This is a genomic window from Sorangium sp. So ce124, assembly GCF_051525235.1.
Taxonomy (GTDB): Bacteria; Myxococcota_A; Polyangia; order Polyangiales; family Polyangiaceae; genus Sorangium; species Sorangium atrum.
The window spans coordinates 6,653,947-6,675,765 of record NZ_CP150312.1 but is presented as its reverse complement, the minus strand read 5'-3'; the positions used below and the strand labels follow the sequence as shown (position 1 = coordinate 6,675,765).

Here is a 21,819-nt window from a genome sequence, read left to right as displayed (position 1 = left end):
ACCTCAGGCGAGGCCGAGGGCGGAGAGGAGGAGATCGATCCCTTTGATGCCCACGAACGGCGCGATGAGCCCGCCGAGGCCGTAGACGAGCAGGTTCCTGCGGAGCATCCGCTCCGCGCCGACGGACCGGTAGCGGATGCCCCGGAGCGCGAGCGGGATGAGCGCGACGATGACGAGCGCGTTGAAGATCACAGCGGAGAGCACGGCGCTCCGCGGCGTGGCGAGCCCCATCACGTCGAGCCGCCCGAGCGCAGGATACGTCGAGACGAAGGCCGCCGGGATGATGGCGAAGTACTTCGCGACGTCGTTCGCCAGGCTGAAGGTCGTGAGCGCGCCCCGCGTCATCAGGAGCTGCTTGCCGATCTCGACGATCTCGATGAGCTTGGTCGGGTTCGAGTCGAGGTCGACCATGTTCCCGGCCTCCTTCGCGGCCTGGGTGCCCGTGTTCATGGCGACCGCGACGTCCGCCTGCGCCAGCGCGGGGGCGTCGTTCGTCCCGTCGCCGGTCATGGCGACGAGCCTTCCGCCCGTCTGGTAATCGCGGATCAGCGAGAGCTTGGCCTCGGGCGTGGCGTGCGCCAGGAAGTCGTCGACGCCGGCCTCGGCGGCGATGGCGGCGGCGGTGAGCGGGTTGTCGCCCGTGATCATCACCGTCTTGATGCCCATGCGCCGGAGATCGCCGAAGCGCTCCTTGATGCCGCCCTTCACGATGTCCTTGAGGTGGATGACGCCGAGCACGGCGCTGCCCTCGGCGACGACGAGCGGCGTGCCGCCCTTCCGGGCGATGCCCTCCGTCGCAGCCCGCACCGCGGGCGGGACCGCGCCGCCCTTCTCCTTGACGTAGGCCTCGATCGCGTCGACGGCGCCCTTCCGGATCTCGCGCGCGCCGCTGTCGACGCCGCTCATCCGGGTCTGCGCGGTGAAGGGGACGAAGCGGGCGCCGAGGGTCGAGAGATCGCGCTCGCGCAGGCCATACTTCTCCTTGGCGAGCACGACGACGCTGCGCCCCTCGGGGGTCTCGTCGGCGAGCGACGCGAGCTGCGCGGCGTCGGCGAGCGCCTGCGCCCCGATCCCGTCCGCCGGGATGAGCTCCGTGGCCTGCCGGTTACCGAGCGTGATCGTGCCGGTCTTGTCGAGCAGCAGCACGTCCACGTCGCCCGCGGCCTCGACGGCGCGGCCCGACATGGCGATGACGTTCGCCTGGATCATGCGGTCCATCCCGGCGATGCCGATGGCCGAGAGCAGCCCGCCGATGGTGGTGGGGATCAGGCAGACGAGCAGCGCCACGAGCACGGTGATGCTGATCGGCGCTCCCTGTCCTGCCGCCCGGACGCCGTAGATCGAGAACGGCAGCAGCGTCACGGTCGCGAGGAGGAAGACGATCGTGAGCGCGGCGAGCAGGATGTCGAGCGCGATCTCGTTCGGCGTCTTCTTCCGCTTCGCCCCTTCGACCATCGAGATCATGCGGTCGAGGAACGCCTCGCCGGGGTTGGCGGAGATGCGGAGGATGAGCCAGTCGGACAGGACGCGCGTCCCGCCGGTGACCGCGCTCCTGTCGCCGCCGCTCTCCCGCACCACGGGGGCGCTCTCGCCCGTGACGGCGCTCTCGTCGACGGACGCGACGCCGACCACGATGTCGCCGTCGCCGGGGATGATCGCGCCTGCCTCCACGAGCACGAGGTCTCCTCGCCGGAGGCTCGACGCCCGCACGGTGGTCTGCGCCGCGTCGCGCTCCGGGGCGGAGAGCTTCACGGCCTCTACGTCGCGCCGCGCCTTGCGGAGCGTGTCCGCCTGAGCCTTTCCGCGCCCCTCGGCCATGGCCTCCGCGAAGTTCGCGAAGAGCACGGTGAACCAGAGCCACAGGGAGATGGCGAGGACGAACCCGGCCGGCGCATCGCCCTCGCGCTCGCGCTGAAAGAGCGCGTGCACGAACAGGGCCGTGGTGAGCGCGCTCCCGGCCAGGACCACGAACATCACCGGGTTGCGGACCTGGTGGCGCGGGTCGAGCTTGCGGAACGCCGCGACGATCGCCGGCCTCAGGATCGCGGGGTCGAGGAGCGGCCTCGCCGCGGTCTTCTTCCCCTCCACGTCGCGGGACGGGTGGCGCGACCTCGGCGGCGGCGACAGCTCGGGGAGCACGGGAGCAGGCGCGCCGCGCCGGGGGCTCGCTTCGCCGGTGCGATGAAGGTCCATGGTCATCGGGTCATCTCCAGGTGCTCGACGATCGGCCCGAGCGCGAGCGCGGGGACGTACGTGAGCGCCCCGACGAGCACGACGGTGCCTGTCAGGAGCGCGACGAAGAGCGGTGTGTGCGTGGGCAGCGTGCCCGGTCCGGCCGGGACGAGCTTCTTCCGCGCGAGCGAGCCCGCGAGCGCGAGCACGGGGACGATCAGCGCATAGCGGCCGACGAGCATCGCGACGCCGAGGGCGGTGTTGTAGAACGGGCTGTTCGCGCCGAGGCCGCCGAAGGCGCTGCCGTTGTTGTTCGCGCCGGACGAGAACGCATAGAGCACCTCGCTGAACCCGTGCGGCCCGGGGTTGAAGACGCCCTTCCGCCCCTCCTCGGTCATCACCGCGATGGCGGTGCCGAGGAGGACCGTGATCGCGGGGAAGAGCACGACGAGGGACGCCATCTTCATCTCGAACGCCTCGATCTTCTTGCCGAGGTATTCCGGCGTGCGGCCGACCATCAGGCCGGCCACGAAGACGGCGATGACGACGAACATGAGCATGCCGTAGAGGCCGGAGCCGACCCCGCCGAAGACCACCTCGCCGAGCTGCATGAGCCAGAGGGGCACGAGCCCGCCGAGGGGCGTGAAGGAGTCGTGCATCGCGTTGACCGAGCCGTTCGAGGCCGCCGTGGTGGCGGTCGCCCAGATGGCGGAGCTCGCGACGCCGAAGCGCGCCTCCTTCCCCTCCATGTTGCCGCCGGCCTGGAGCGCGCTCGCCGCCTGATCGACGCCCAGGCCGGAGAGGGCGGGGTTGCCCGCCTGCTCCGAGGCGATGCAGGCGACGAGGAGGACCGCGAAGATGGCCGTCATCGCGGCGAGCACCATCCAGCCCTGGCGCCTGTCGCCCACCATCCGGCCGAACGTGTGGCAGAGCGCGGCGGGGATGAGGAGCAGCGCGAGCATCTCGAGGAAGTTCGAGAGGGCCGTGGGGTTCTCGAACGGATGGGCCGAGTTCACGTTGAAGAAGCCGCCGCCGTTCGTCCCGAGCTGCTTGATCGCGATCTGCGACGCCGCGGGCCCCATCGGGATCACCTGATGAACGACCGCGCTGCCGCCCTGGTCCTTGACGGCCTGGAGCAGCGACGCGCTCTGGTAGCCCCCGAAGCCCTGAACGACCCCCTCGGACACGAGGAGGACGGTGAGCAGGAGCGAGAGCGGCAGGAGGATGTAAAGGGTGCTCCGGACGAGATCGACCCAGAAGCTCCCGACGGTGTCCGCCGTCTTCCGCGTGATCCCGCGGATCAGCGCGACGAGCACGGCCATCCCGGTCGCGGCCGAGACGAAGTTCTGCACGCCGAGCCCGGCCATCTGCGTCAGGTAGCTGAGCGTCGACTCGCCGCCGTACGCCTGCCAGTTCGTGTTGGAGGCGAAGCTCGATGCGGTGTTGAACGCGAGATCGGGCGGGACGGCGGCCATCCCCTCCGGGTTCAGGGGCAAGGCGCCCTGGAGCCGCAGGAGGGCATAGACGGCGACGAGCCCGGCCAGGTTGAACGCGAGCACGGCAAAGGCGTAGTCCTGCCAGCGCATCTCCTGATCCGCGCGCACGCCCGCCGCGCGGTAGATGAGCCGCTCGACCGGCCCGAGCACGCGGACCATGAGGCCGCGTTTTCCCTGGTAGACCCGCGCCATGTAGAGGCCGAGCGGGACGGAGAGGGCAATGAGGACGGCCAGGTAGATCGCGGCTTGCAGCGCCGCGCTGGCGGTCATGACAGGCTCTCCGGCTTGAGGAGGGCGAAGAGCAGATAGAAAAGCAGGCCCAGGGCGAGGAGGCCCGAGATCCAGGTGAACGCGATCATGGCGCTCAAACCCTCTCACAGAGCTTGATGAGCCCTGCGAACAGCGAAAACAGGAGGAGCGTCAGCCCCATGTAAACCATATCCATGGCGACCTCATCGGCCGCGTCGGGCGTGCTTTCGTCCGCGCCGGCCGAGCGGGACTGAACGTAGTGCTCCGCGGGTCAAAGGGCCGTCAAGATGGGGGAGGGGCGCCATCAAGAAAGTATCAAGACGAAGGTGAGCCCGCGCGCCCCGGCCTCGCCCGCGGCGCGCAGCGCTGTTTGACATCTCCATGGCGACGGGAGAGATAGCGGCCATGCGACGTCCGCTGCTCCCCGCGCGCTTTGGGTTGCTCTCCGTCCTCTCGGTCGCCGCGTGCGCCCCGCCCACCGGCTCGTCCCCGCCGAGGGCCGCCCCGCCCGCCAAGGCCGCCCCGGCCGGGGCCGCCGCGGCGGCGAAGCAGGCCGCCCTGCCGGAGAAGACGCGCATCGCCGGCCCGGAGGCGAGCCGGATCACGTATGCCCACCTCGGCCGGCAGCCGCCGCTCGGAGCGCGGCTGCCCAGGGCGATCCAGTACGCGCCCGGCGGCAAGCTGATCACCTACCTCCAGCGGCAGACGGACGGGCCGGAGCAGGCGCTCTTCGCCTTCGACACAACATCGCGCGAGATTCGGCAGCTCGTCGCCTCCGGCGATCTGCTGAAGGACGCGAAGCCGCTGTCCCGCGAGGAGGAGCTCCGCCGCGAGCGACAGCGCATGTTCTCCAAGGGGATCACGGCCTATTCGTGGGCGAAGCGGGCGGAGGTCGCCCTCATCCCGTTCGGAGGGGACGTCTTCTTGCGCGACTCGCGCGACCCGAAAGGCGCGATCGCGCGGCTCACCGACACGCCCGAGCCGGAGATCGATCCGAAGGTGTGCGACGGCGGCGAGCGCGTCGTGTTCGTCCGCGGGCGCGAGCTCTTCATGATCGACGTCGCCTCGCGCCGCGAGACGGCGCTGACCCGGGGGGCGCCCGAGGGGGTCTCGCGCGGCCTGAGCGATTTCAACGGTCAGGAGGAGTTCGATGAGCCGAGCGGCTTCTGGATCTCCCCCGGCTGCGACCGCGTGGCGTACCTGGAGGTCGACGAGCGACAGGTCGAGAAGGTGCCAGTCCTCGGCTTCCGCGGCGGCAAGGAAGATCTCATGATGGCGCGTTACCCGCGCGTCGGCGGCAAGAACCCCCGCGTCAGGGCGGGCATCCTCGATCTCGCCACCAAAAAGACGACATGGCTCACGTGGAAGGGCGGCGACGGCGAAGACGAGCGCTACCTCGGCCGGTTCGCCTGGGCGGGAGACGGCAAGGCGCTCTGGTTCCAGACGCTCTCGCGGGACCAGAAGCGCCTCTCGCTCCTCCGCGCGAGGCCGCGCTCGGGCGAGGCCGCCGAGGTCGTCGTCGAGACCTCGCCTACCTGGGTGGACTTCGCCGACATGCGGCTCCTCGAGCGCTCGCCGAGGTTCGTCTGGTCGACCGCAGAGAGCGGCCATCGCCACCTCGCGCTGCGGGACGCCGACTCGGGCGCCGAGATCGCCAGGCTCACCCAGGGCGACTGGGACGTCACCTCGCTCCTCCCGCCGGACGAGGAGCGCGGCCTGGCGCGCTTCGTGGCGACCAAGGAGCGCCCGACGGAGCGCCATCTCTACACCGTGCCGCTCGCGGGCGGCGAGGTGAAGCGGCTCACGTCCGACCCGGGGATGCACCAGATCACCGTGGATCCGAGGGGGCCGGGGTACGTCGAGCTCCACGCGGCCCTGGATCGCCCGTGGAAAGGGGCGGTGAGGGGCGCGGACAACGCCGAGGTCGGCGCGCTGCCGGCGCCCGTGGACCGCGAGCTCGCGGAGCTCGAGCTGCGCGCCCCCGAGATCGTCGAGGTGCGCGCCGCGAGCGGCGACACGCTCTACGGCGCGCTGCTCGCGCCGCGGAGGATCGAGCCCGGCCGCCGCTATCCGGTCGTCGTGAGCGTGTACGGGGGGCCCGGCGTCCAGACGGTCTTCAACTCGTGGTCTCCGTGGCTCCTGTGGAATCACCTCGCGGATCGCGGGGTGGTGGTCTTTCAGCTCGACAACCGCGGCTCGGCGAACCGCGGGCGCGCGTTCGAGTCGGCCATCTACGGGCGCCTCGGCGAGGTCGAGCTCGCCGATCAGATCGCGGGCCTCGATTTCCTGAAGACGCTGCCTTACGTCGACGCGGGCCGCGTCGGGATCTACGGCCACAGCTACGGCGGCAGGATGGCGCTGGACGCGCTCCTCACGGCGCCGGACCGCTTCCACGTGGGCGTCGCGGGATCACCGGTGACCGACGATCGGCTGTACGACACGGGCTACACGGAGCGGTACATGGGCCTCCTCGACAAGCAGGCCGCGCGGTACGAGGCGACCGATCTCACGAAGCGCGCGGGCAACCTGCGCGGCAAGCTGCTCCTCATGCACGGGCTCATGGATGAGAACGTGCACTTTGCGCACACGGCGAAGATGATCGAGGCGCTGATGGCCGCGGACAAGCGGTTCGACACCCTGGTGTTCCCGGGCGAGCGGCACGGTTACCGGTCGCCGGCCGCGAGCCACTATGCGAACCGCGCCATCGTCGAGTACCTGACAGAGCACCTCTGATCGCCGCGCGCCGCGCCCGGCCGGCGCGCTGCCCGCCTCGCGGGCGCGGCGCGCGGCGGCCTGCGAATCGCATGCGCCCCGGTCGGAGGGATGCATGAAGAAGCTTGCACAGACGAACAGAGACAAGGCCATCGACCTGCTCAGCGAGCGGCTGACCTTCGAGCGCGCAGGCGTCAAGCTGTACGATTCCATCGTGGAGAAGATCGGCCGCGCGGCCGATCCCTTCCTGATGGCCCGGCTCGGCGAGCTCAAGGAGCACCGGGACCAGGAGAAGGAGCACGAGGAGTGGCTCGAGGCGCAGATCCGCGCGCTGGGCGGGGACGCGCACGCCGAGACGGACATGTCGCGGCTCATCACGGTCGAGTCGCGGGGCATCGAGCAGATCGTGCTCGATGGGGACATGAACCCGACCCACCTCTTCCACGCGCTGCTGACCGCGGAGCTCGTCGACAACTCCGGCTGGCAGCTGCTGCTCGAGCTCGCCGACGAGGCGGACGACAGCGAGGCGAGGCAGGCGTTCCGGCGCCGCCTGCACGAGGAGGAAGATCACCTGATCTTCACGCGCAAGGTCGTCGAGCGGCTCACCCGCAAGGAGCTGCTCGGGTCGCCAGGCGAGCTGTTCACGACGGCGCACCCGGCGTGATCCGGCGCCGGACGGCGCGTATGGCGGAACCGGCGGGCTAGGCCCGCTTCGCGGCGGCGGCCTTGGCGGGCTTCGCGGCGGCCTTGGCGGGCTTCGCGGCGGCCTTGGCGGGCTTCGCGGCGGCCTTGGCGGGCTTCGCAGCGGCGCCCCTGGCCGGCTTCGCGGCAGGCGCGGCGGCCGGCTTCCTGGCCCAGATCTTCTCGATGTAGGCTGTCGCGTCGGGCGTCTTGCAGTTCGTCTCGCCGTGGTCGATCTCGACCTTGCCGATGCGCCGCGCGGCCGTGAGCGCCTTGCCGCGCAGCGGCTCGTTCCGCGCGCCGATGCTGATGAGCGCGCTGTTCATCCCCTCGCGGGCGCGGTTCCTGGCCCGGTGGATCGACGCCTCGATCACCGAGAGCCGCTCCTCGAACACGCTGTCGGGCAGCGACGGGTCCTCGGTCGCGAGCAGGCCGAGGAGCGTCCAGCCCGCGCGGCCGATCCACTCGTCGTTCGACGCGGTCCAGCGCGCCATCGCGTCCCGGGCGAACGGAGTCTTCAGCGCGACCCGCTTCATGAGCAGGTCGATGAGCACCGGAGAGCGCAGGCCATCGAGCCACGCCTCGAGCTTGTCCCAGGTGAAGCGCTCCGGATCGGCGATCGTCACCGCCAGCGTCCTCGCGTCGGCGTTGCCCGTCGCCCAGAGCGCCTCGGCGAGCTCGTGGTCGCGCTTGATCCGCTTCTCCAGCGCGTTCATGTGGGCGAAGCTCACGCCGAAGAGCGGATCGGTCATCCCGTGGCGCCGGTACACCTTGCGGTTCTGCTCGGTGCCGAGCCGCTCCAGCTCGCCCATCACCTCGGTGACATCCATGGGCCACACCTAGCCCTTCTGTCCATCGTGCGCCATTGCGCGCTCGCCCGGCCGCGCCCTCCATGGCGCCGCGGTCTCGGTCCGCTCCGCGAGCGGCCGCTCACCCCGTCGGCGGCAGCCGCCCCCCGGGGCGCGGCGGGTGGGCGCTCCTCGTCGATCCGTTGCCCCCACCGGTGCCCAGCAGCGCCCGGCGCACCAGGGTGCCCCGCTCCTCGGCCACCCGGACTCGCTCCTCGTAAAGGGCCAGCAACAGCGGCTGGTTCCGCTCCGCCGCGCGCGCCGCCATCTTGCGCGCCAGCGCCAGGCTGTCCTCGATCGTGCGGAGCGCGATCCACAGCGCCGCGTCGAGCGCCGAAGCCTGCTCGTCCTCCAGGCCCTCCGGAGAGTACCGATGGCCGACCTTGCACCTGAAATGGAGCATCGTGCCGTCGTCGCTCCGGATCAGGTTCCCGCCGCACCCCGGACAGGTGAAATCGCTCTCGACCGCATCCACAGTCGCTCCCCCCAGCGCCGCTCGCCCCTCTGCCGGGGCATCACCGGCCTCCTGCTGCACCAGATCCATGAGGAGCGGCGCCAGCTGCGCCAGGGGGACACAGTGGTCCACCGGGACGTTGTCGAGCGCGCTCTGCGGCATCTCCGAGAACAGGGCGTCCTCCGGATCCTGGACCACGGCGATGCCGCCGCTGCGCTTCACGTCCAAGAGCCCGGCCGTGCCGCAGTCGCGCATGCCCGAGAGGACCACGCCGATCACGCGGTCGCCGTACGCCGCCGCCGCGGTCCTGAACAGAGGGTCCACGGCCGGCCTGTGCCCGTTCTCGCGCGCGCCGTGCACCACGCGCACCACGCCTTCCTCGATCAGGAGGTGGTTGTCCACCGGCGCGACGTAGACCCGCCCTCGCTCGATCGGCTCGCCGTCGACCGCCGCCCCCACCTGCAGCCGGGTCGACCGCCCGAGGATCTCCGGGAGCATGCTCCGCGCCGTCGGCGGGAGGTGGAGGACCACGAACAGAGACGCCGGCAGATCGGCAGGCAGCCCCCCGAGGAGAACGATCAGCGCCTCCACGCCTCCAGCCGACGCCCCGATCGTGATGATGTCCGGTTCCGGCACAGTGCGCCTCGCTGAGGAGAGGGGGAGAAGCGAAGAAGACGAGAAGAAGAGGAGAGGCGCGACCCGCTCGCAGGCGCCGCCTACGAAGGCGGGCGCACCACCCGCGCCATGGTGGAGAGGAGCACGCCCATGCTCGCCGGCTTCTGGATCACCGCCGCCGCCGAGAGCTGCTCGGCCGCTGCCCGGAGATCATCGGGCGTCCGCGCCGAGAAGAGCACGATGGGCGGCCGGTCCGACACGCCCCGCAGCCGCTCGATCAGCTCCTCCGTCGTCGCGCCGGACACGGTCAGATCGACCAGCGCGGCGTCATAGCGCCGCTCCGTCATCGCGGCGATCGCCTCGTCGGCGGTCTCGGCCGACTCGACGGCATAGTCGGCCATCCCCAGCAGCTCCCGGAGCATGTTGCTCGAATCCAGGTCGTCTTCCACCACCAAGATCGTCCCCTTCATGGGCCTGGTTCCTCCCCGCAGCGCCGCTCTACCGGCCACGCGCGAGCGCACGGCCGCGCGCGAGCGCAGGAGAGCGGGGTCGATTCAGCGCATCAATCGTGTGCTTGTCCGTCCTCGATCAGGGGCAGCCTGACCGTGAAGGTCGCCCCCTTGCCTTCCGTGCTGCGCACAAAGATCTGGCCGCCGTGGGCCCTGACGATCTCCCTGCAAATGAAGAGCCCGAGGCCCATGCCTCCGCCGGAAGGGGGGCCGGCTCTCTCCACCTGGTAAAAGCTCGAGAACAGGTGCGGCAGGCTGGCCGCAGGGATCCCCGGGCCGTAGTCCTCCACGTCGAGCTCGGCGCCCCCGCCGGCGCGCCGCAATCGCACCTCGATCTGGGGGGTGGCGCTCGCGTGCTTGAAGGCGTTGACGATCAGGTTCATGAGGACCTGCTCCAGGCGCGCGGCGTCGCCCTTCACCACGAGCGGCTCCGCGGTGCCGGGGGGCAGCACGACGTGGATCTTCGGCGTCGCCGCGAGCGACTGGGCGCTCTCGGCGGCGCTCGCGACCAGAGGGACGAGGTCCACGTCCTCGAGCCGGAGCTCGAACTTCCCGCTCTGGATGCGGCTCGCGCTCACGAGATCGTCGACCAGCCGCGCGAGGCGATCGCTCTGGGTGCGGGCGAGCGAGGCGAAGCGATGGAGGCGTGGGTCGCCGTCCATGGGGAGCAGGCTGATCAGCATGTCGAGGTAGCCGTGGATGGGCACGAGCGGCGTGCGGAGCTCGTGGCTCGCCATCGCGATGAAGCGATCTTGCAGCTTGCGGAGGCTCCGGTCCGTGATGTCGCGGATGACGATCACGCCGCGCTCGGCCGTCTCTGCGGGGCGCGGGCTGGCGGTGGCGATGGGCTGGCCGGTGGCCTCGAAGTGCCGGCTCGCGCCGCCCGTGCCGGGGATGGAGAACTCGATCTGGAACTTCTCGCCTCGCGCGGCCCGCTGCTCCGGCGCGTCGTGGGCGGGCAGCAGCCGGCCCTTGTCGTCCATCGCGACGGGCCGACCTTCACCGAACATCGTGAGATACGCGTCGTTCGTGAGCACCGGACGCCCGGCGCCGTCGACCACGAGGAGCGCGTCGCCCATGCTGTGCAGGATCGCGGAGAGCCGCGCCCGCTCGTTCTCGATCGGCGCGGAGAGCTCCTGGATCTCGCGGCTCCTCGCCTCGAGATCGGCGTTCGTCGTGTTCAGCTCCTCGATCGTCGCCTGGAGCTCCTCGTTGACGGTCTCGAGCTCCTCGTTGGTCGCCTGGAACTCCTCGTTCAGCGTCTCGACCTCCTCCATGGCGGCCTGCGCCTCCTCGGTGGAGACCATCAGCTCCTCGTTGAGGGCTCGGAGCTGCTCGTGCGCCGACGTGAGCTCCTCGTTGGCCCGGAGCAGCTGCCGGTTCTGCTCCGATAGCCGCCGGATCATCAGCCTGTCCGCCTCGCCGGCGCGCTCCGCCTGCGAGCGCGCGGCGGCGTGCGCGTCGGCCTCGGAGCGCAGGCGTTCGAGCTCGGACACCGTCCGATCGAGCTCCGCCCGGAGCTGCGCCGCCTGGGCGATCGCGTCGTCGCTGGCCTCCCGGCGCCGCACGGCCGCGGTGATGTCCTCGATCACCAGCAGCGCAACGCCGAGCTTGTTCGGGTCGATCTCGATGTGGGGCGCGAGGCACGAGAGCTGGATGTTGGTCCGCTCGCCTTGCGGCGTCGGGTCGAGGGCGATCTCGATCGGGTCCCGCGCCTCGCCCCGGAAGGCGGCGTCGATGGCGTCGAGCAGCGGCCGGTGGGGGATGACCTGCGCCAGGTGCACGAAGTCCTGCCCGAGCGCCGTGCCGTGGATGCCGAGCAGGCGCCGCGCCGCGAAGTTGATCTCCAGGATGTCGTAGCGGCTGTCGATGACCACGATGCCATGGCGGATGCCCGAGAGCAGCAGGTCGATGGACAGGCGGGCGCGCGGCTGCTCCCTGAGGGGCCGCATGTTCATGAGGGGGCTCTTGCCGCGGGGAGCGCGCCTGGGCAGCACGGGGGGGAGGGAGGGCCCGGGGGGGATGAGGATGCGCTCGCCGCGGCGCACGTAGATCTTGTAGTGGATGTCGTTGGGGACGAAGTACTCGCTGAGCGGGCTCGTCGTCTCGGCCTTGCCGAGCACGAGGTAGCCGCCTTCTCGCAGGGAGAAGGCGAAGAGGTGCAGCGTGCGGCGCTGGAGGTCGCTCGTGAAGTAGATGAGCACGTTGCGGCACACCACCAGGTCGAGGTGCGGGAAGGGCGCGCGCTGGCCGAGGTCGTGCTCGCCGAAGACGGTGAGGCTGCGGATGCGCTTCTTGACCTGGTACTGGCCGTCGACCGCGACGAAGTAGCGTTCGAGCAGGCCATGGGGCAGGTCCTCGACGGCGCTCGCCGCGTAGATCCCGCGGCGGGCGAACGCGATCGCCTCGCTGTCGATGTCGGTCGAGAAGATGCGGACGTTGAAGGCGTCGAGCTCGTCCCCGAGCAGCTCGCTGATCAGGATGGCGAGCGAGTACGCCTCCTCGCCGGTGGCGCACCCGGCCGACCAGATCCGGAGCGCCTTGTTGTCGCTGCGGGCGTGCGCGATGAGCCCGGGCAGGATCACGTCCCGGAGCTGCGCGAAGAGATCGGGGTCGCGCATGAACTCGGTGACCTTGATCAGGAAGCTGTTGATGAGCCGCTGGAGCTCGTCGGGTTGCCCGGCGAGGTGCTGCCGGTAGGCCTCGATGGACTCCGTGTTCGTGGCCGCCATCCTGCGCCGGAGCCGGCGCAGGATGGTCGCCTGCTTGTACTTCCTGAAATCGATCCCGCTCCGCTCGCGCACGAGATCGAGGAGCTCCTGGAGCCGCTTCTCGTCGTCCGCGGGGGGCTCGACGTACGAGCCAGCGAGCAGATCGTTGAGGATGGGCCCGATCCGATCGAGATCGGCCACGATGTCGACGGTGCTCGGGGCCAGTGACTCGGGCATGCCCGGGAAGCTCGCCGTCTGGGGGTTCTCGATGATGACGGTGCCGCCGCGCTTCTTGACGTGGAGTGCGCCCGCGCTGCCGTCGGAGCCGTTGCCCGTCAGGATGACGGCGACGAGGCCCTCGCCGAAGACCTCCGCCGCGGTGCGGAAGAGCATGTCGACGGACGGCTTGGGTCGATCGCTGTTGTCGGGCCTGAGCCGGAGCTCGTGGTCGGTGATCTCCACGTCGCGCCCCGACGGCACGACATAAACGACGCCGTCCTCGAGCGGGGAGGCCGTGGCGACGCTGCGGACGGGCAGCGCGCTGCGGCGGGCCAGCACGTCGACGAGGTGGCTGGGCCGTCGGGGGTCGAGGTGCTGAGCGATCACGATCGGCGCCGGGAACGGCGTCCTGAACGTGGAGACGAGCGTGCTGAGGGCCTGGATCCCGCCCGCCGAGCAGCCGATCACCACGAGCTGAGGTTTGATGCGGGGGTCTGCCATGCGCCTGTAATGAGCTCTTATATACGAGAACCTCAGGACGGATGCGTCGCAACAGGGAGGTTATGGTCAAAAACCACCGGTACTCCTGAGCCTGGTGCGGCGCTTGGTCAGGCGCGTATCCAATGGGCGCGGCGGTGTCGTGCTTCCGGAGGGGATTCGAAGAAGGACAAAAATTCACTGACAGCCGCAAGAAGATGGAGTGAAGAGCTCGCGATTCGCTAGAAGAACTCGTGATTCGATAGAAGAGCTCGCGATTCGCTCCAAGAGCTCACGACTCGCCCTCGTGGGCTATTGCGCGCTCGTCCAGAATTTTGTCATGCAGAGTTCTTCCGGGGGGCGCCTGTCGGCGCGGCGCGGGGGCGAAAGGCGCAGACCGCGCCGGGGGCGGCGGGCCGTCGGCGGCCCTGGCATCGTCGCGGAGCGCCGTCGCGACCGGTGGGGAGCCGTGCTACGGGGGCGCTCCGCGATGCGTTCGACCGCGAGGGCGACGAGCGGTACTCTCTCCAGGAGGAGCGACGCATGGCCTTTCAGAGCGACACCTCGTTCGTCCCGATCCCGCCGCCCGGCGAGGACGAGCTGCCGTACGACGACGGGGAGCCGATGGAGTCCGAGCGGCATCGCAAGCAGATGGACCTCCTCATCGAGGCGCTGGATCTGCTGTGGAAGGAGCGCGACGACGTGTACGTCGGCGGCAACATGGCCGTCTACTTCAGCGAGCTCCAGGCGAAGAAGAACGACTTTCGCGGGCCGGACGTCTTCGTGGTGCTCGACACGGTGAGGCGCGAGCGCAAATCCTGGGTCGTCTGGCAGGAGGACGGAAGGACGCCCGACGTGGTGATCGAGCTGCTCTCCGAGAGCACCGAGGCGGTCGATCGCACCGACAAGATGCGGATCTACGCGAAGCTCCTGCGCGTGCCCGAGTACTACCTGTTCGATCCGTTCACGGGTGTCCTCGAGGCCTACGCGCTCGATCTCGCCACGATGGCGTACGCGCCCGTCGCGCCCGGAGCGGGCGGCGACGTGGCGAGCCCGCGGCTGCACCTCGGGCTCGGCGTCCGCCGCGGCACCTACCACGGCCTCGAGGCCGACTGGCTGCGCTGGCTCGACCCAGAAGGGCGCGTGGTGCCCACGGGCGAGGAGCAGGCGCGGGCCGCCGAGGAGCAGGCGCGGGCCGCCGAGGAGCAGGCGCGGGCCGCCGAGGAGCAGGCGCGGGCCGCCGAGGAGCAGGCGCGGGCCGCCGACGAGCGGGCACGCGCGGCGCAGCACGAGGCGACGCTCCTCGCAGCGCGGCTGGCCGAGTACGAGCAGCGGTTCGGCAAGCTGCCCGGCGGCGGCTAGCTCTTGTCGGAGGCTGCCGGGAGCCTCCCGGGAGCGCTGAAGCTCGACCCGGAGGCTCTGGACTGCCGTGATGCCCGCCTCAGCGGCGCTGCTGTTCCGGGAGAGCGGCCGCCTCGGCCCCCTCCCGGAGCGCCTCCGGCAGCGCCGACGCCACGGCGGACCTGCACGCCTCCATCGAGGCGTGCAGCGCCTCGGCCGATGCCCCCGGCGGGTCGAGCGGCGGGTGCACAACGACCCGCACGACGCCGGGCGCGGCGGCATAACGCCCCTTCGGCTGCAGCGCACCCGTGCCGTCGATGGTCACCGGCAGGACGCGCGCGCCCGCGGCCGAGGCGGTCCGGAACGCGCCCAGCCGGAAGGGCAGGAGCCGGCCCGTCGCGCTCCGCGTGCCCTCGGGGAAGAACACCGTCGACCACCGCTGCATCACGTTGCGCCGCGCCTCGCCGAGATCCGCGAGCGCGCCGCGGGCGCGCCGCCGGTCGACGGGGGTGTGGCCGTACAGGCGCATGCCCCAGCCCAGCACCGGCACGCGGAACAGCGCGCGCTTCGCAAGGAACCGGAGCGGCGTGCGCCCCTGGAGCACCACGAGCAGCGCGAGGATGTCGAGCGTGCTCTGGTGGTTCGCCGCGATCACGTACCGCTCGCCCGGCCGGGCGTGCTCGACGCCCTCGGCCTCGACGCGCACGCCGACCAGCCAGAGCGCCCCGCGCGCCCACACGACCGAGAGCCGATCGTGCATCCGCTGCCGGGGATCGAAGGGGAAGCAGAGCAGCCCGACAGGGAGCAGCACGACAAGGAACAGCATCGCCCAGGCGTGGGCGAGCGCCGTGCGGACGACCTCGACAGGGCCGGCCGGCGCCGGCCGCGCAGCCTCGGCCGTCACTTGGCGACCGGCGGGGCCTCCGGCCCGTCGAAGCGCGGGACGAAGCCCTCCACCGAGGCCAGCGTCTCCAGCAGCGTGACGTGGCGGAGGCGCGGGATCGCCACGATCGTCGGCCCGCCGAGGTCCTCCTCCGGGACCGCGATCGTCGCCGCCGCCGCGAGCTCCGCCACCGTCGCGCCCACGACCTGCGTCGTGCCGACGCTGCTCGGGTTCGTGCTCCGGACCTCGCGCGGCAGATCGGCCCAGTACGCCCGCGGGGGGCCCTGGAACGCCGCCTCGGCCGGGACGCGCGGCCAGAACGTCGGATCCGTCACGCCGAGCTCCTCGACGAGCGCCGCGCGCTCGGCGCGGACGCCGCGCGCAGCCCCCCCGTCGCCCAGCGCGTCGAGCGCCTCGGCGTACCGCTCGAGCGCCGTCACAAGCAGCGTCCGGTTGCCCGACACGCGGATGAGATCGAGCGTCTCCCGGCCGTATGCGGCGAGCTCGCCGGCCTGGCCGGCGTCGCCGGCGTCGTCGGCGAGCAGCGCCCGCGCGTGCATCCGGCCGACCCGGCCGAGGCTCACGGCGTACGCGTCGCCCGTCCCCGCCGAGCCGATCTCGATCGCCCGGTCGTAGGCGGCGAGCGCGTCCCGCAGCAGGCCCTGCACGAAGTACACGTCGCCCAGGTACCCCTCCGCCCAGCCGCGCCCCATGCCGATGCCCAGCACGCCGCTCAGGTTGACCGCGTTCGCGATCAGCACGCGGGCCCGCGTGAGCTGGCCCATGTGGAACTGGTGCCGGCCCGCGTACATCGTCCCCATGTACAGGTAGAGCCCGCTCAGGCCGTGCTCCTCGGCGTACGAGAGCAGCTGCGCGGTCGACCGGACCCCGAGATCCCAGTCGAACCGGCCCTCCGCGAGCACCGCGTGGTAGAACCATGTGCCGAGCAGCCGCACCGGATCGCGCAGGCGCTCGGCGAGGCGCGCGGCGTCCGCGGCGCTCTGCTCGGCCTCGGCGTAGAGGCCGGACTGGCTCAGCGCGACGCAGAGGATGCCGCGCGAGTGGCAGAGCTCGACGTACTCGCCCGCCGCTTCCGCGAGCTCGCAGCCGCGGCGGAGCGGCTCGGTCGCCGGGCCCACCTTGCCGGCCGCGCACAGCGCGCGCCCGAGGATGTTCGCCGGCAGGCACTGGTACGGGCGCAGCTCCGGGCTCGCGCCGATCGCCTCGAGCGCCTTGCGGCTGTGCGCCACCGCGTCGGCGAACTCGCCCCGCACGTAGTGGACGCGCGACAGCGCGCTGGAGAGGGCCGCCGTGACGAGCGGCGTCCCCGGCAGCGCCCCCTGCGTGCGGCGCAGCAGATCGAGGGGCTCCGCCGTGCTGCCGAGCAGGCACGCCACGCGCGCGAGCTCGTGCGCGCAGCGGGCCCTGAGCTCGATCCGCGCCGGGTCGAGCGGCAGCCGCTCGAGCAGCGCGAGCGCCTGCTTCAGCCGCCGGCTGGCGCCGTGCGGATCCTGGAGCCGATCGGCCTCGCCCGCCGCGAGCAGGTACGTCGAGGCGGCGCGGTCGAGCTCGCCGGCGCGCTCGACGTGGTGCGCGAGCGTCCCCGGATCGCCGCCGCGCAGCTCGATGCGCCGCGCGATGCGCCCGTGGTAGTCGGGGCGCTCCTCGGCGGGCACGCGGGCGGCGAGCTGCTCGCGCGCCGCGTCGTGCGAGAACGACGTGAGGCCCCCGTCCTCGCTGAGGCAGACGTAGTGCGCCGCGGCGTCGCGCAGGGCGCTGTCGACCTCCGCCGGGTCGAAGAGCCCGAGCTCGACCAGATCGTCGCGCAGGAACTGGCGGCCGATGAGCGCGGCGACGCCGAGGACCTGGACCGCCGTGGGATCGAGCGCGTCGATGCTGCGCGAGAGGACGTCCGAGACCGACGCGGGCGCGAGGTAGCTCGCGTCGGCGCGGGAGATCTCGAGCGCGCCGCTCCGGCTGCGCTGCAGGAAGCCCTCGGTCTCCATGTTGCGGACGACCTGGATGTTGAAGAGCGGGTTGCCCGCGGCGAGCAGCGGGACGCGGCGCACGAGCTCCTGCACGAGGTCGTCCCCCGCGCCGCGGCCGAGCGCGGAGAGGAGCGCCCGGTTCGCGTCGGGCCGGAGCGGGCCGAGGTCGAGGCGCTCGACGTCCTTCCACGCGAGCCAGCCCGCCGAGCGCGGCGTCATCGGCGACGAGCCCGGCGGGCCGCGCAGCGCGGACGAGCCCGGCGGAGGCAGCGACGAGCCGGGCGGAGGCATCGATGAGCCACGAGCGAAGGGCGGCCGCGCCGTGCCGAGCAGCAGCACCGGCATCTCGCCGAGCTGATCCGAGAGGCGCAGCAGCACCTCCTGCGTCGCCTCGTCGGCCCAGTGCACGTCCTCGATCGCGAGGACGATCGGGATCTCCTCGGAGATCGCGCCGAGCAGCCGCAGGATCAGATCGGCGATCCAGCGCGTGCCGCCCGGGCCGATGGCGCCGCCCTCCTCCGCGAGCCCGACCGCGCGCGTCAGCTCCGGCACGAGCCCCTGGAGGAGGGCGGCGTCGTCGGCGATCACGAGGCTCACCAGCCGGCGGATGCGCGCCGCCCGGCTGTCGCCGTGCCGCTCGAGCCAGAGCGCGATCTGCGTCAGCGCCTCGCGGATCGCGGAGTAGGGCACGAGCCCGGAGAGCTCCCTGCACCGGCCGTATGCGACGATCGCCGTGCCCGCCTGCTCGGCGCTCCGGAGCAGCTCGGCGACGAGGCGGCTCTTGCCGACGCCGGTGTCGCCGACCACCACGGCCGGCCGCGGCTCGCCGCGCACCGCGCCCTGGAGGAGCTCGATGAGCCGCCCGAGCTCCTGCTCGCGGCCGACGAACGGCGCGTCGTGCGCGTCGTCGAAGGTCTCCGGCGCGGCGGCGTCGCGCTCGGGCGCTCCCGCCTCCGCCCCGGCCGGGGGCGGCGAGGTGCCGTGGAGCGTGACGTAATAGAGCTCCTTGAGCCGCGCGCAGAGCCGGGCCGCGCTGGAGAAGCGCCGCGCCGGGTCGCGCTCCAGGAGCTCCTCGACCAGCGCGACGACGGGCGCCGGCGTCTCGGGCGCCGCGTGGGCGAGCGGCACGAGCGTGCCGTAGACCTTCTGGTTGATGACGCTGTTGACGGTGCCGTCCGAGAACGGGAGCCGGCCGGCGAGCAGCTCGTAGAGCATGACGCCGACCGCGTAGAGGTCCATCCGGGGGCTCGGGCGCCCGAGCGCGCCGCGCTTCAGGCACTCGGGCGCCAGGTAAGCGATGGTGCCCGCGTTGACGCGGGCGTGCTCGGGCTGGAAGCTCACGGTGAGCGTCGCCAGGCCGAAATCGAGGATCTTGAGCCGGGGCTCGTACGGATCGGTGAGGACGATGTTGCTCGGCTTGAGGTCGAGGTGGAGCACGTTGAGCGCGTGGCAGTGCGCGAGCGCCTCGGCCACGCGGCGCGCGATGCGCAGGGCCTCGATCGTGTCGAGCGAGCCCATCCGTGCGAGGTACCTGTCGAGCGTCTCGCCCTGCACGAGCTCCATCGCGAGGTAGAGGCCCACGCCGTCCAGGACGCCGTACGAGGAGAGCTTGACGAGCGAGGGGTGGCGCAGGCGGAGCAGCGCCTCGATCTCGTTCTGCTGGGCGAAGAGCTGCCCGGCGTTCTGGGCGCTCACATCCTTGAAGATCTTGATGGCGGCGTCGTTGCCGGCCCCGTCACGGCCGCGGAACACGGCGCCGAAGCCGCCCTCGCCGAGGCGATCGGCGATCGTGTACTCGCCGATCCTGGCGCCGCGCTCGATCAAGGGATCGCCGACCATCGCTCCTGCCCTTCCGAGTACCCCGTCATCGTTCGCCGACGCACCATGATACTCCGGACGAGCGCCGCGACAGCGCGCAATGGCCCGGCCGCCTGCCGGAGGCACGCCGCCTCGACGGCCTGCCGCATCGCGGCTGTCTGGCCAAGAAACCTGCCTGCAACGTTGGGGGGCGAACCTGGCGCTGAGCTCGACCATCGCGCGCCGCGCCCGAAAAAGTGAGCCCGCACCCAAACCTGCGCCGCGGGCCTGGATTCGGCGCCTGAAATGACGACGGCGGCGACCCCCAGGAGGGGACCGCCGCCGCGTCCGCGCTCAGGCCGCGCCGGGGATCAGGTCCCGCCGCTGGCCGAACCGCTCGCGGAGCCGCTGACGCTCGCGCTCGCCTTGATGTTGATGTCGATCGAGGCCGACGCGCTGGCCGACGCGTCGACCGCGGCCGCGACGCAGGCGACCGCCTTGCCGCCGGCCTTGAGCGCCACGTCCTTCACCTCGACGCCGGCCTTGCCGACGCCGGACACCGCCGCCGCCAGCTTCTTGCCGGAGCCGAGCTGCACCTTGGCGATCGCCGGGAGCGACGTCCGGAGCGCGGCGACGAGCTTCTGCGCGTCGGCGTTCACCTTGCCGTTCGCCACGATGCGGACGTTCGGCGCATCGCACTTCGCCTCGCCGGCGGTCTTCGCCGTGCACTGCATCTGGCAGCTCGGGTCGACGCTCGGGGGCTTGAACTCGCCCGAGCACTTCGGCTCCTTGATCTCGGCGCTGCAGCCGCCGGAGCACGAGCCGGAGCACTTCGCCGCGGCCTTGACCTCGCAGGAGCCGGAGCAGGTGCCCTCGCAGGTGCCCGAGCAAGACCCCTCGGCCTTGGCGTCGCACTTGCCCTCGCAGGTGCCGGCGCACGCCGCGCCCTTCGAGTCCTTGCCGTCGCACTTGCCGTCGCACTTGCCGCCGCAGGTGCCCTTGAAGCCGACCTCGCACTTGCCCGAGCAGCTCGCGCTGCAGGTGCCGGTGCACGCCGCGCCGGCCTCGACGCTGCACTTGCCCTTGCACTCGGCGTCGCACTTGCCGCTGATCTCGCCGCCCTCACAGCTCGCCTCGAGCTTGCCGGGCTGCACCGGCGAGCCGCACTCGCCGAGGCACTTCTGCATGGCGGTGATGTCGGCGTAGCACTTCGGGGGGTCGATCTGGACGGTGATCTTCGCGTCGGCGTTCGCCTTCACGGCGGCGCTGACCTTCGCGGAGACCGCGCCGCAGACCTTCTCGGCGCCCTTGCCGCCGCTCGGGTCGGCCTTGAGCTCCGCGTCGCTCATGCCGAGGTCCTTGCCGAGCTTGCCGCAGGAGGCGATGAGATCCGCCTCCATGCTGGCGGTGAGCTTGTCGAGCGACGCAGCCGCGTCGAGGAAGCCCTTGATCTTGCCCTCGACCTCGGCGCCGCCGTCGAACTTCAGGTTCGCGATGCCGCCGTTCTTCAGCTCGTCGCAGCCGCTCGCGGCCGACGCCAGGTCACCGGCCGGGCCGGGCAGGCTGTCCGCGCCGGGGAATCCCTTGCCGCCGCAGTTCACGAGGAGAGGCGAGGCCAGGCCGAGAAGGGCCACGGGCATCGCGAACAACTTCCATCGATTGACGCTCATCTCAGAAACCCTCCGGCACCTCGATCGGTACCCCATGGAGCGCGGACCCTACACCAGCAGCCGCGACCTTGAAAGCTGGGACAGCCGCGATCCTGCGCGACGGTCACTCGCAATGCAGAGCAGCCCCGCACCGCGGGCTCCAGCAACTGACGGCCCTCATTGCCCCAAGTCAGGATGGCTGTAAAGAATCAAGCGGAGCTCATCGCGCGGGGATGGCGGTCTACACCGCAGGTGGCGCGAGGCGTTCCACATATATATATCGCGAGGCGTTTCACATGGAGCGCACGGCATTTCGCCCGTGACGCCTCACGCGCGGCGCGCGCGCCGTCCCTCGCCCGCCGCGCCGTCCCTCGCCCGCCGCGCCCTCTCGGGCGTCGCTTACTCCTCGTCCTCGTCGAAGGGGAGGTTCAGCTGGGCGAGGGGGCGTGCGCCGACCGTGGGCCCGCCCTGCTTCTTGAAGAGCAGCTGCTCGCGCGCGATGTCGGCCTCGATGAGGTCCTGGTTGTCGTACGCGAACGCGAGCGCGTCGAGCACGCGCGCGGGCCCGAGGTTCGGGTAGCGCTTGAGCAGCGTCTCCACCGACGCGCCGCCGCGGTGCCACGCCCAGAGCCGCCGGACCGGGACGCGCGACCCGAGGACGTGAGGGCTCCCGGCGAGCACCTGGCTATCGCATCGCACGTGAGGGTGGGGGACGCGGATTCGCGGGAGCACCGGCGCGGCCATCGCGCGGAGGAGCCTAGTACCGGTCGCGATCGGATGGAAGGGCGCCGCGAGCCGGCGGGCACGCTCGGCGCGGCGCCGGGCCGCGCGGGTGCCGGGCTGCGTGGGCGCGCGGGCGCGGCGCTCCGCCCGCACGCCCGCGCGCGGTCGTCCCCGCGTCGCACGACCTCCGGCATCGTCATCGCATCGTTCCGCGCCCGCGCGCGCGATCCGGACTACCCTACGCCGCGGAGGCGCGCGAGCATCGTGCCCGTCGCCGTCACCGACCGGAGCTCAC

At 71.8% G+C, this 21,819-nt stretch carries 13 protein-coding genes and 1 pseudogene; 3 read left to right on the top strand and 11 right to left on the bottom strand.

Annotation, left to right across the window (positions count from 1 at the left end; translation table 11 throughout):
- Positions 1-3: 3 nt before the first annotated feature.
- Genes kdpB through kdpF form a run of 3 tightly spaced genes read right to left on the bottom strand, consistent with a single transcriptional unit; the run spans position 4 to position 4,027 of the window.
- Positions 4-2,199 (bottom strand): potassium-transporting ATPase subunit KdpB, encoded by a 2,196-nt coding sequence (gene kdpB, locus WMF19_RS24890; protein WP_437901409.1) that lies wholly within the window; start codon positions 2,197-2,199, stop codon positions 4-6.
- Positions 2,196-3,938: a potassium-transporting ATPase subunit KdpA gene (gene kdpA / locus WMF19_RS24885; RefSeq protein ID WP_437901408.1), complete on the bottom strand. Its 1,743-nt coding sequence runs from the start codon at positions 3,936-3,938 to the stop codon at positions 2,196-2,198. Before kdpA ends, kdpB begins: the two co-directional genes overlap by 4 nt.
- Complete coding sequence (gene kdpF, locus WMF19_RS24880; RefSeq protein ID WP_437901407.1) at positions 3,935-4,027, bottom strand: K(+)-transporting ATPase subunit F; 93 nt, start codon at positions 4,025-4,027, stop codon at positions 3,935-3,937. Before kdpF ends, kdpA begins: the two co-directional genes overlap by 4 nt.
- 295 nt (positions 4,028-4,322) lie before the next feature.
- Here kdpF and WMF19_RS24875 point away from each other — a divergent pair, with 295 nt between their 5' ends.
- Positions 4,323-6,650, top strand: coding sequence for an alpha/beta fold hydrolase (locus WMF19_RS24875; protein WP_437901406.1), 2,328 nt, complete (start codon positions 4,323-4,325; stop codon positions 6,648-6,650).
- Between the two features lie 94 nt (positions 6,651-6,744).
- Positions 6,745-7,293: a DUF892 family protein gene (locus tag WMF19_RS24870; protein WP_437331011.1), complete on the top strand. Its 549-nt coding sequence runs from the start codon at positions 6,745-6,747 to the stop codon at positions 7,291-7,293.
- Positions 7,294-7,450: 157 nt separating this feature from the next.
- Here the strand turns inward: WMF19_RS24870 and WMF19_RS24865 are convergent.
- The 4 genes and pseudogenes from WMF19_RS24865 to WMF19_RS24850 form a co-directional block, all read right to left on the bottom strand.
- Positions 7,451-8,140: pseudogene (locus WMF19_RS24865) on the bottom strand (DNA alkylation repair protein); the annotation flags it as partial.
- Positions 8,141-8,240: 100 nt separating this feature from the next.
- The gene (locus WMF19_RS24860) at positions 8,241-9,248 is read right to left on the bottom strand and encodes a chemotaxis protein CheB (RefSeq protein WP_437901405.1); all 1,008 of its coding nucleotides are present in this window, start codon (positions 9,246-9,248) and stop codon (positions 8,241-8,243) included.
- 80 nt (positions 9,249-9,328) lie between these two features.
- Positions 9,329-9,697, bottom strand: a complete 369-nt coding sequence (locus WMF19_RS24855; RefSeq protein ID WP_437901404.1) for a response regulator — start codon at positions 9,695-9,697, stop codon at positions 9,329-9,331.
- Between the two features lie 92 nt (positions 9,698-9,789).
- Entirely contained in the window at positions 9,790-13,167 is a 3,378-nt protein-coding gene (locus tag WMF19_RS24850; protein WP_437901403.1) for a CheR family methyltransferase, read from the bottom strand.
- A gap of 519 nt (positions 13,168-13,686) precedes the next feature.
- On the opposite strand from WMF19_RS24850, the gene WMF19_RS24845 reads away from it, so the two are divergent.
- Positions 13,687-14,505 (top strand): Uma2 family endonuclease, encoded by an 819-nt coding sequence (locus tag WMF19_RS24845; RefSeq protein WP_437901402.1) that lies wholly within the window; start codon positions 13,687-13,689, stop codon positions 14,503-14,505.
- 79 nt (positions 14,506-14,584) lie between these two features.
- On the opposite strand, the gene WMF19_RS24840 is transcribed toward WMF19_RS24845, so the two are convergent.
- From WMF19_RS24840 to WMF19_RS24825, 4 genes are all read right to left on the bottom strand, one after another.
- Positions 14,585-15,388, bottom strand: a complete 804-nt coding sequence (locus WMF19_RS24840; RefSeq protein ID WP_437901401.1) for a lysophospholipid acyltransferase family protein — start codon at positions 15,386-15,388, stop codon at positions 14,585-14,587.
- Positions 15,385-19,194, bottom strand: a complete 3,810-nt coding sequence (locus WMF19_RS24835; protein WP_437901400.1) for a serine/threonine-protein kinase — start codon at positions 19,192-19,194, stop codon at positions 15,385-15,387. The genes WMF19_RS24840 and WMF19_RS24835 overlap by 4 nt, the downstream gene beginning before the upstream one ends.
- A gap of 329 nt (positions 19,195-19,523) precedes the next feature.
- Positions 19,524-20,822, bottom strand: a complete 1,299-nt coding sequence (locus WMF19_RS24830; RefSeq protein ID WP_437901399.1) for a hypothetical protein — start codon at positions 20,820-20,822, stop codon at positions 19,524-19,526.
- 378 nt (positions 20,823-21,200) lie between these two features.
- Positions 21,201-21,482, bottom strand: coding sequence for a DUF433 domain-containing protein (locus WMF19_RS24825; RefSeq protein ID WP_437901398.1), 282 nt, complete (start codon positions 21,480-21,482; stop codon positions 21,201-21,203).
- Between the last annotated feature and the right edge of the window lie 337 nt (positions 21,483-21,819).

What these genes read in the sequence shown, in the direction of transcription:
- kdpB (WP_437901409.1), bottom strand. Translation starts at nt 2,199, where the DNA reads ATGACCATGGACCTTCATCGCACCGGCGAAGCGAGCCCCCGGCGCGGC.
- kdpA (WP_437901408.1), bottom strand. Translation starts at nt 3,938, where the DNA reads ATGACCGCCAGCGCGGCGCTGCAAGCCGCGATCTACCTGGCCGTCCTC.
- kdpF (WP_437901407.1), bottom strand. Translation starts at nt 4,027, where the DNA reads ATGATCGCGTTCACCTGGATCTCGGGCCTCCTCGCCCTGGGCCTGCTT.
- WMF19_RS24875 (WP_437901406.1), top strand. Translation starts at nt 4,323, where the DNA reads ATGCGACGTCCGCTGCTCCCCGCGCGCTTTGGGTTGCTCTCCGTCCTC.
- WMF19_RS24870 (WP_437331011.1), top strand. Translation starts at nt 6,745, where the DNA reads ATGAAGAAGCTTGCACAGACGAACAGAGACAAGGCCATCGACCTGCTC.
- WMF19_RS24855 (WP_437901404.1), bottom strand. Translation starts at nt 9,697, where the DNA reads ATGAAGGGGACGATCTTGGTGGTGGAAGACGACCTGGATTCGAGCAAC.
- WMF19_RS24850 (WP_437901403.1), bottom strand. Translation starts at nt 13,167, where the DNA reads ATGGCAGACCCCCGCATCAAACCTCAGCTCGTGGTGATCGGCTGCTCG.
- WMF19_RS24845 (WP_437901402.1), top strand. Translation starts at nt 13,687, where the DNA reads ATGGCCTTTCAGAGCGACACCTCGTTCGTCCCGATCCCGCCGCCCGGC.
- WMF19_RS24835 (WP_437901400.1), bottom strand. Translation starts at nt 19,194, where the DNA reads ATGGTCGGCGATCCCTTGATCGAGCGCGGCGCCAGGATCGGCGAGTAC.
- WMF19_RS24830 (WP_437901399.1), bottom strand. Translation starts at nt 20,822, where the DNA reads ATGAGCGTCAATCGATGGAAGTTGTTCGCGATGCCCGTGGCCCTTCTC.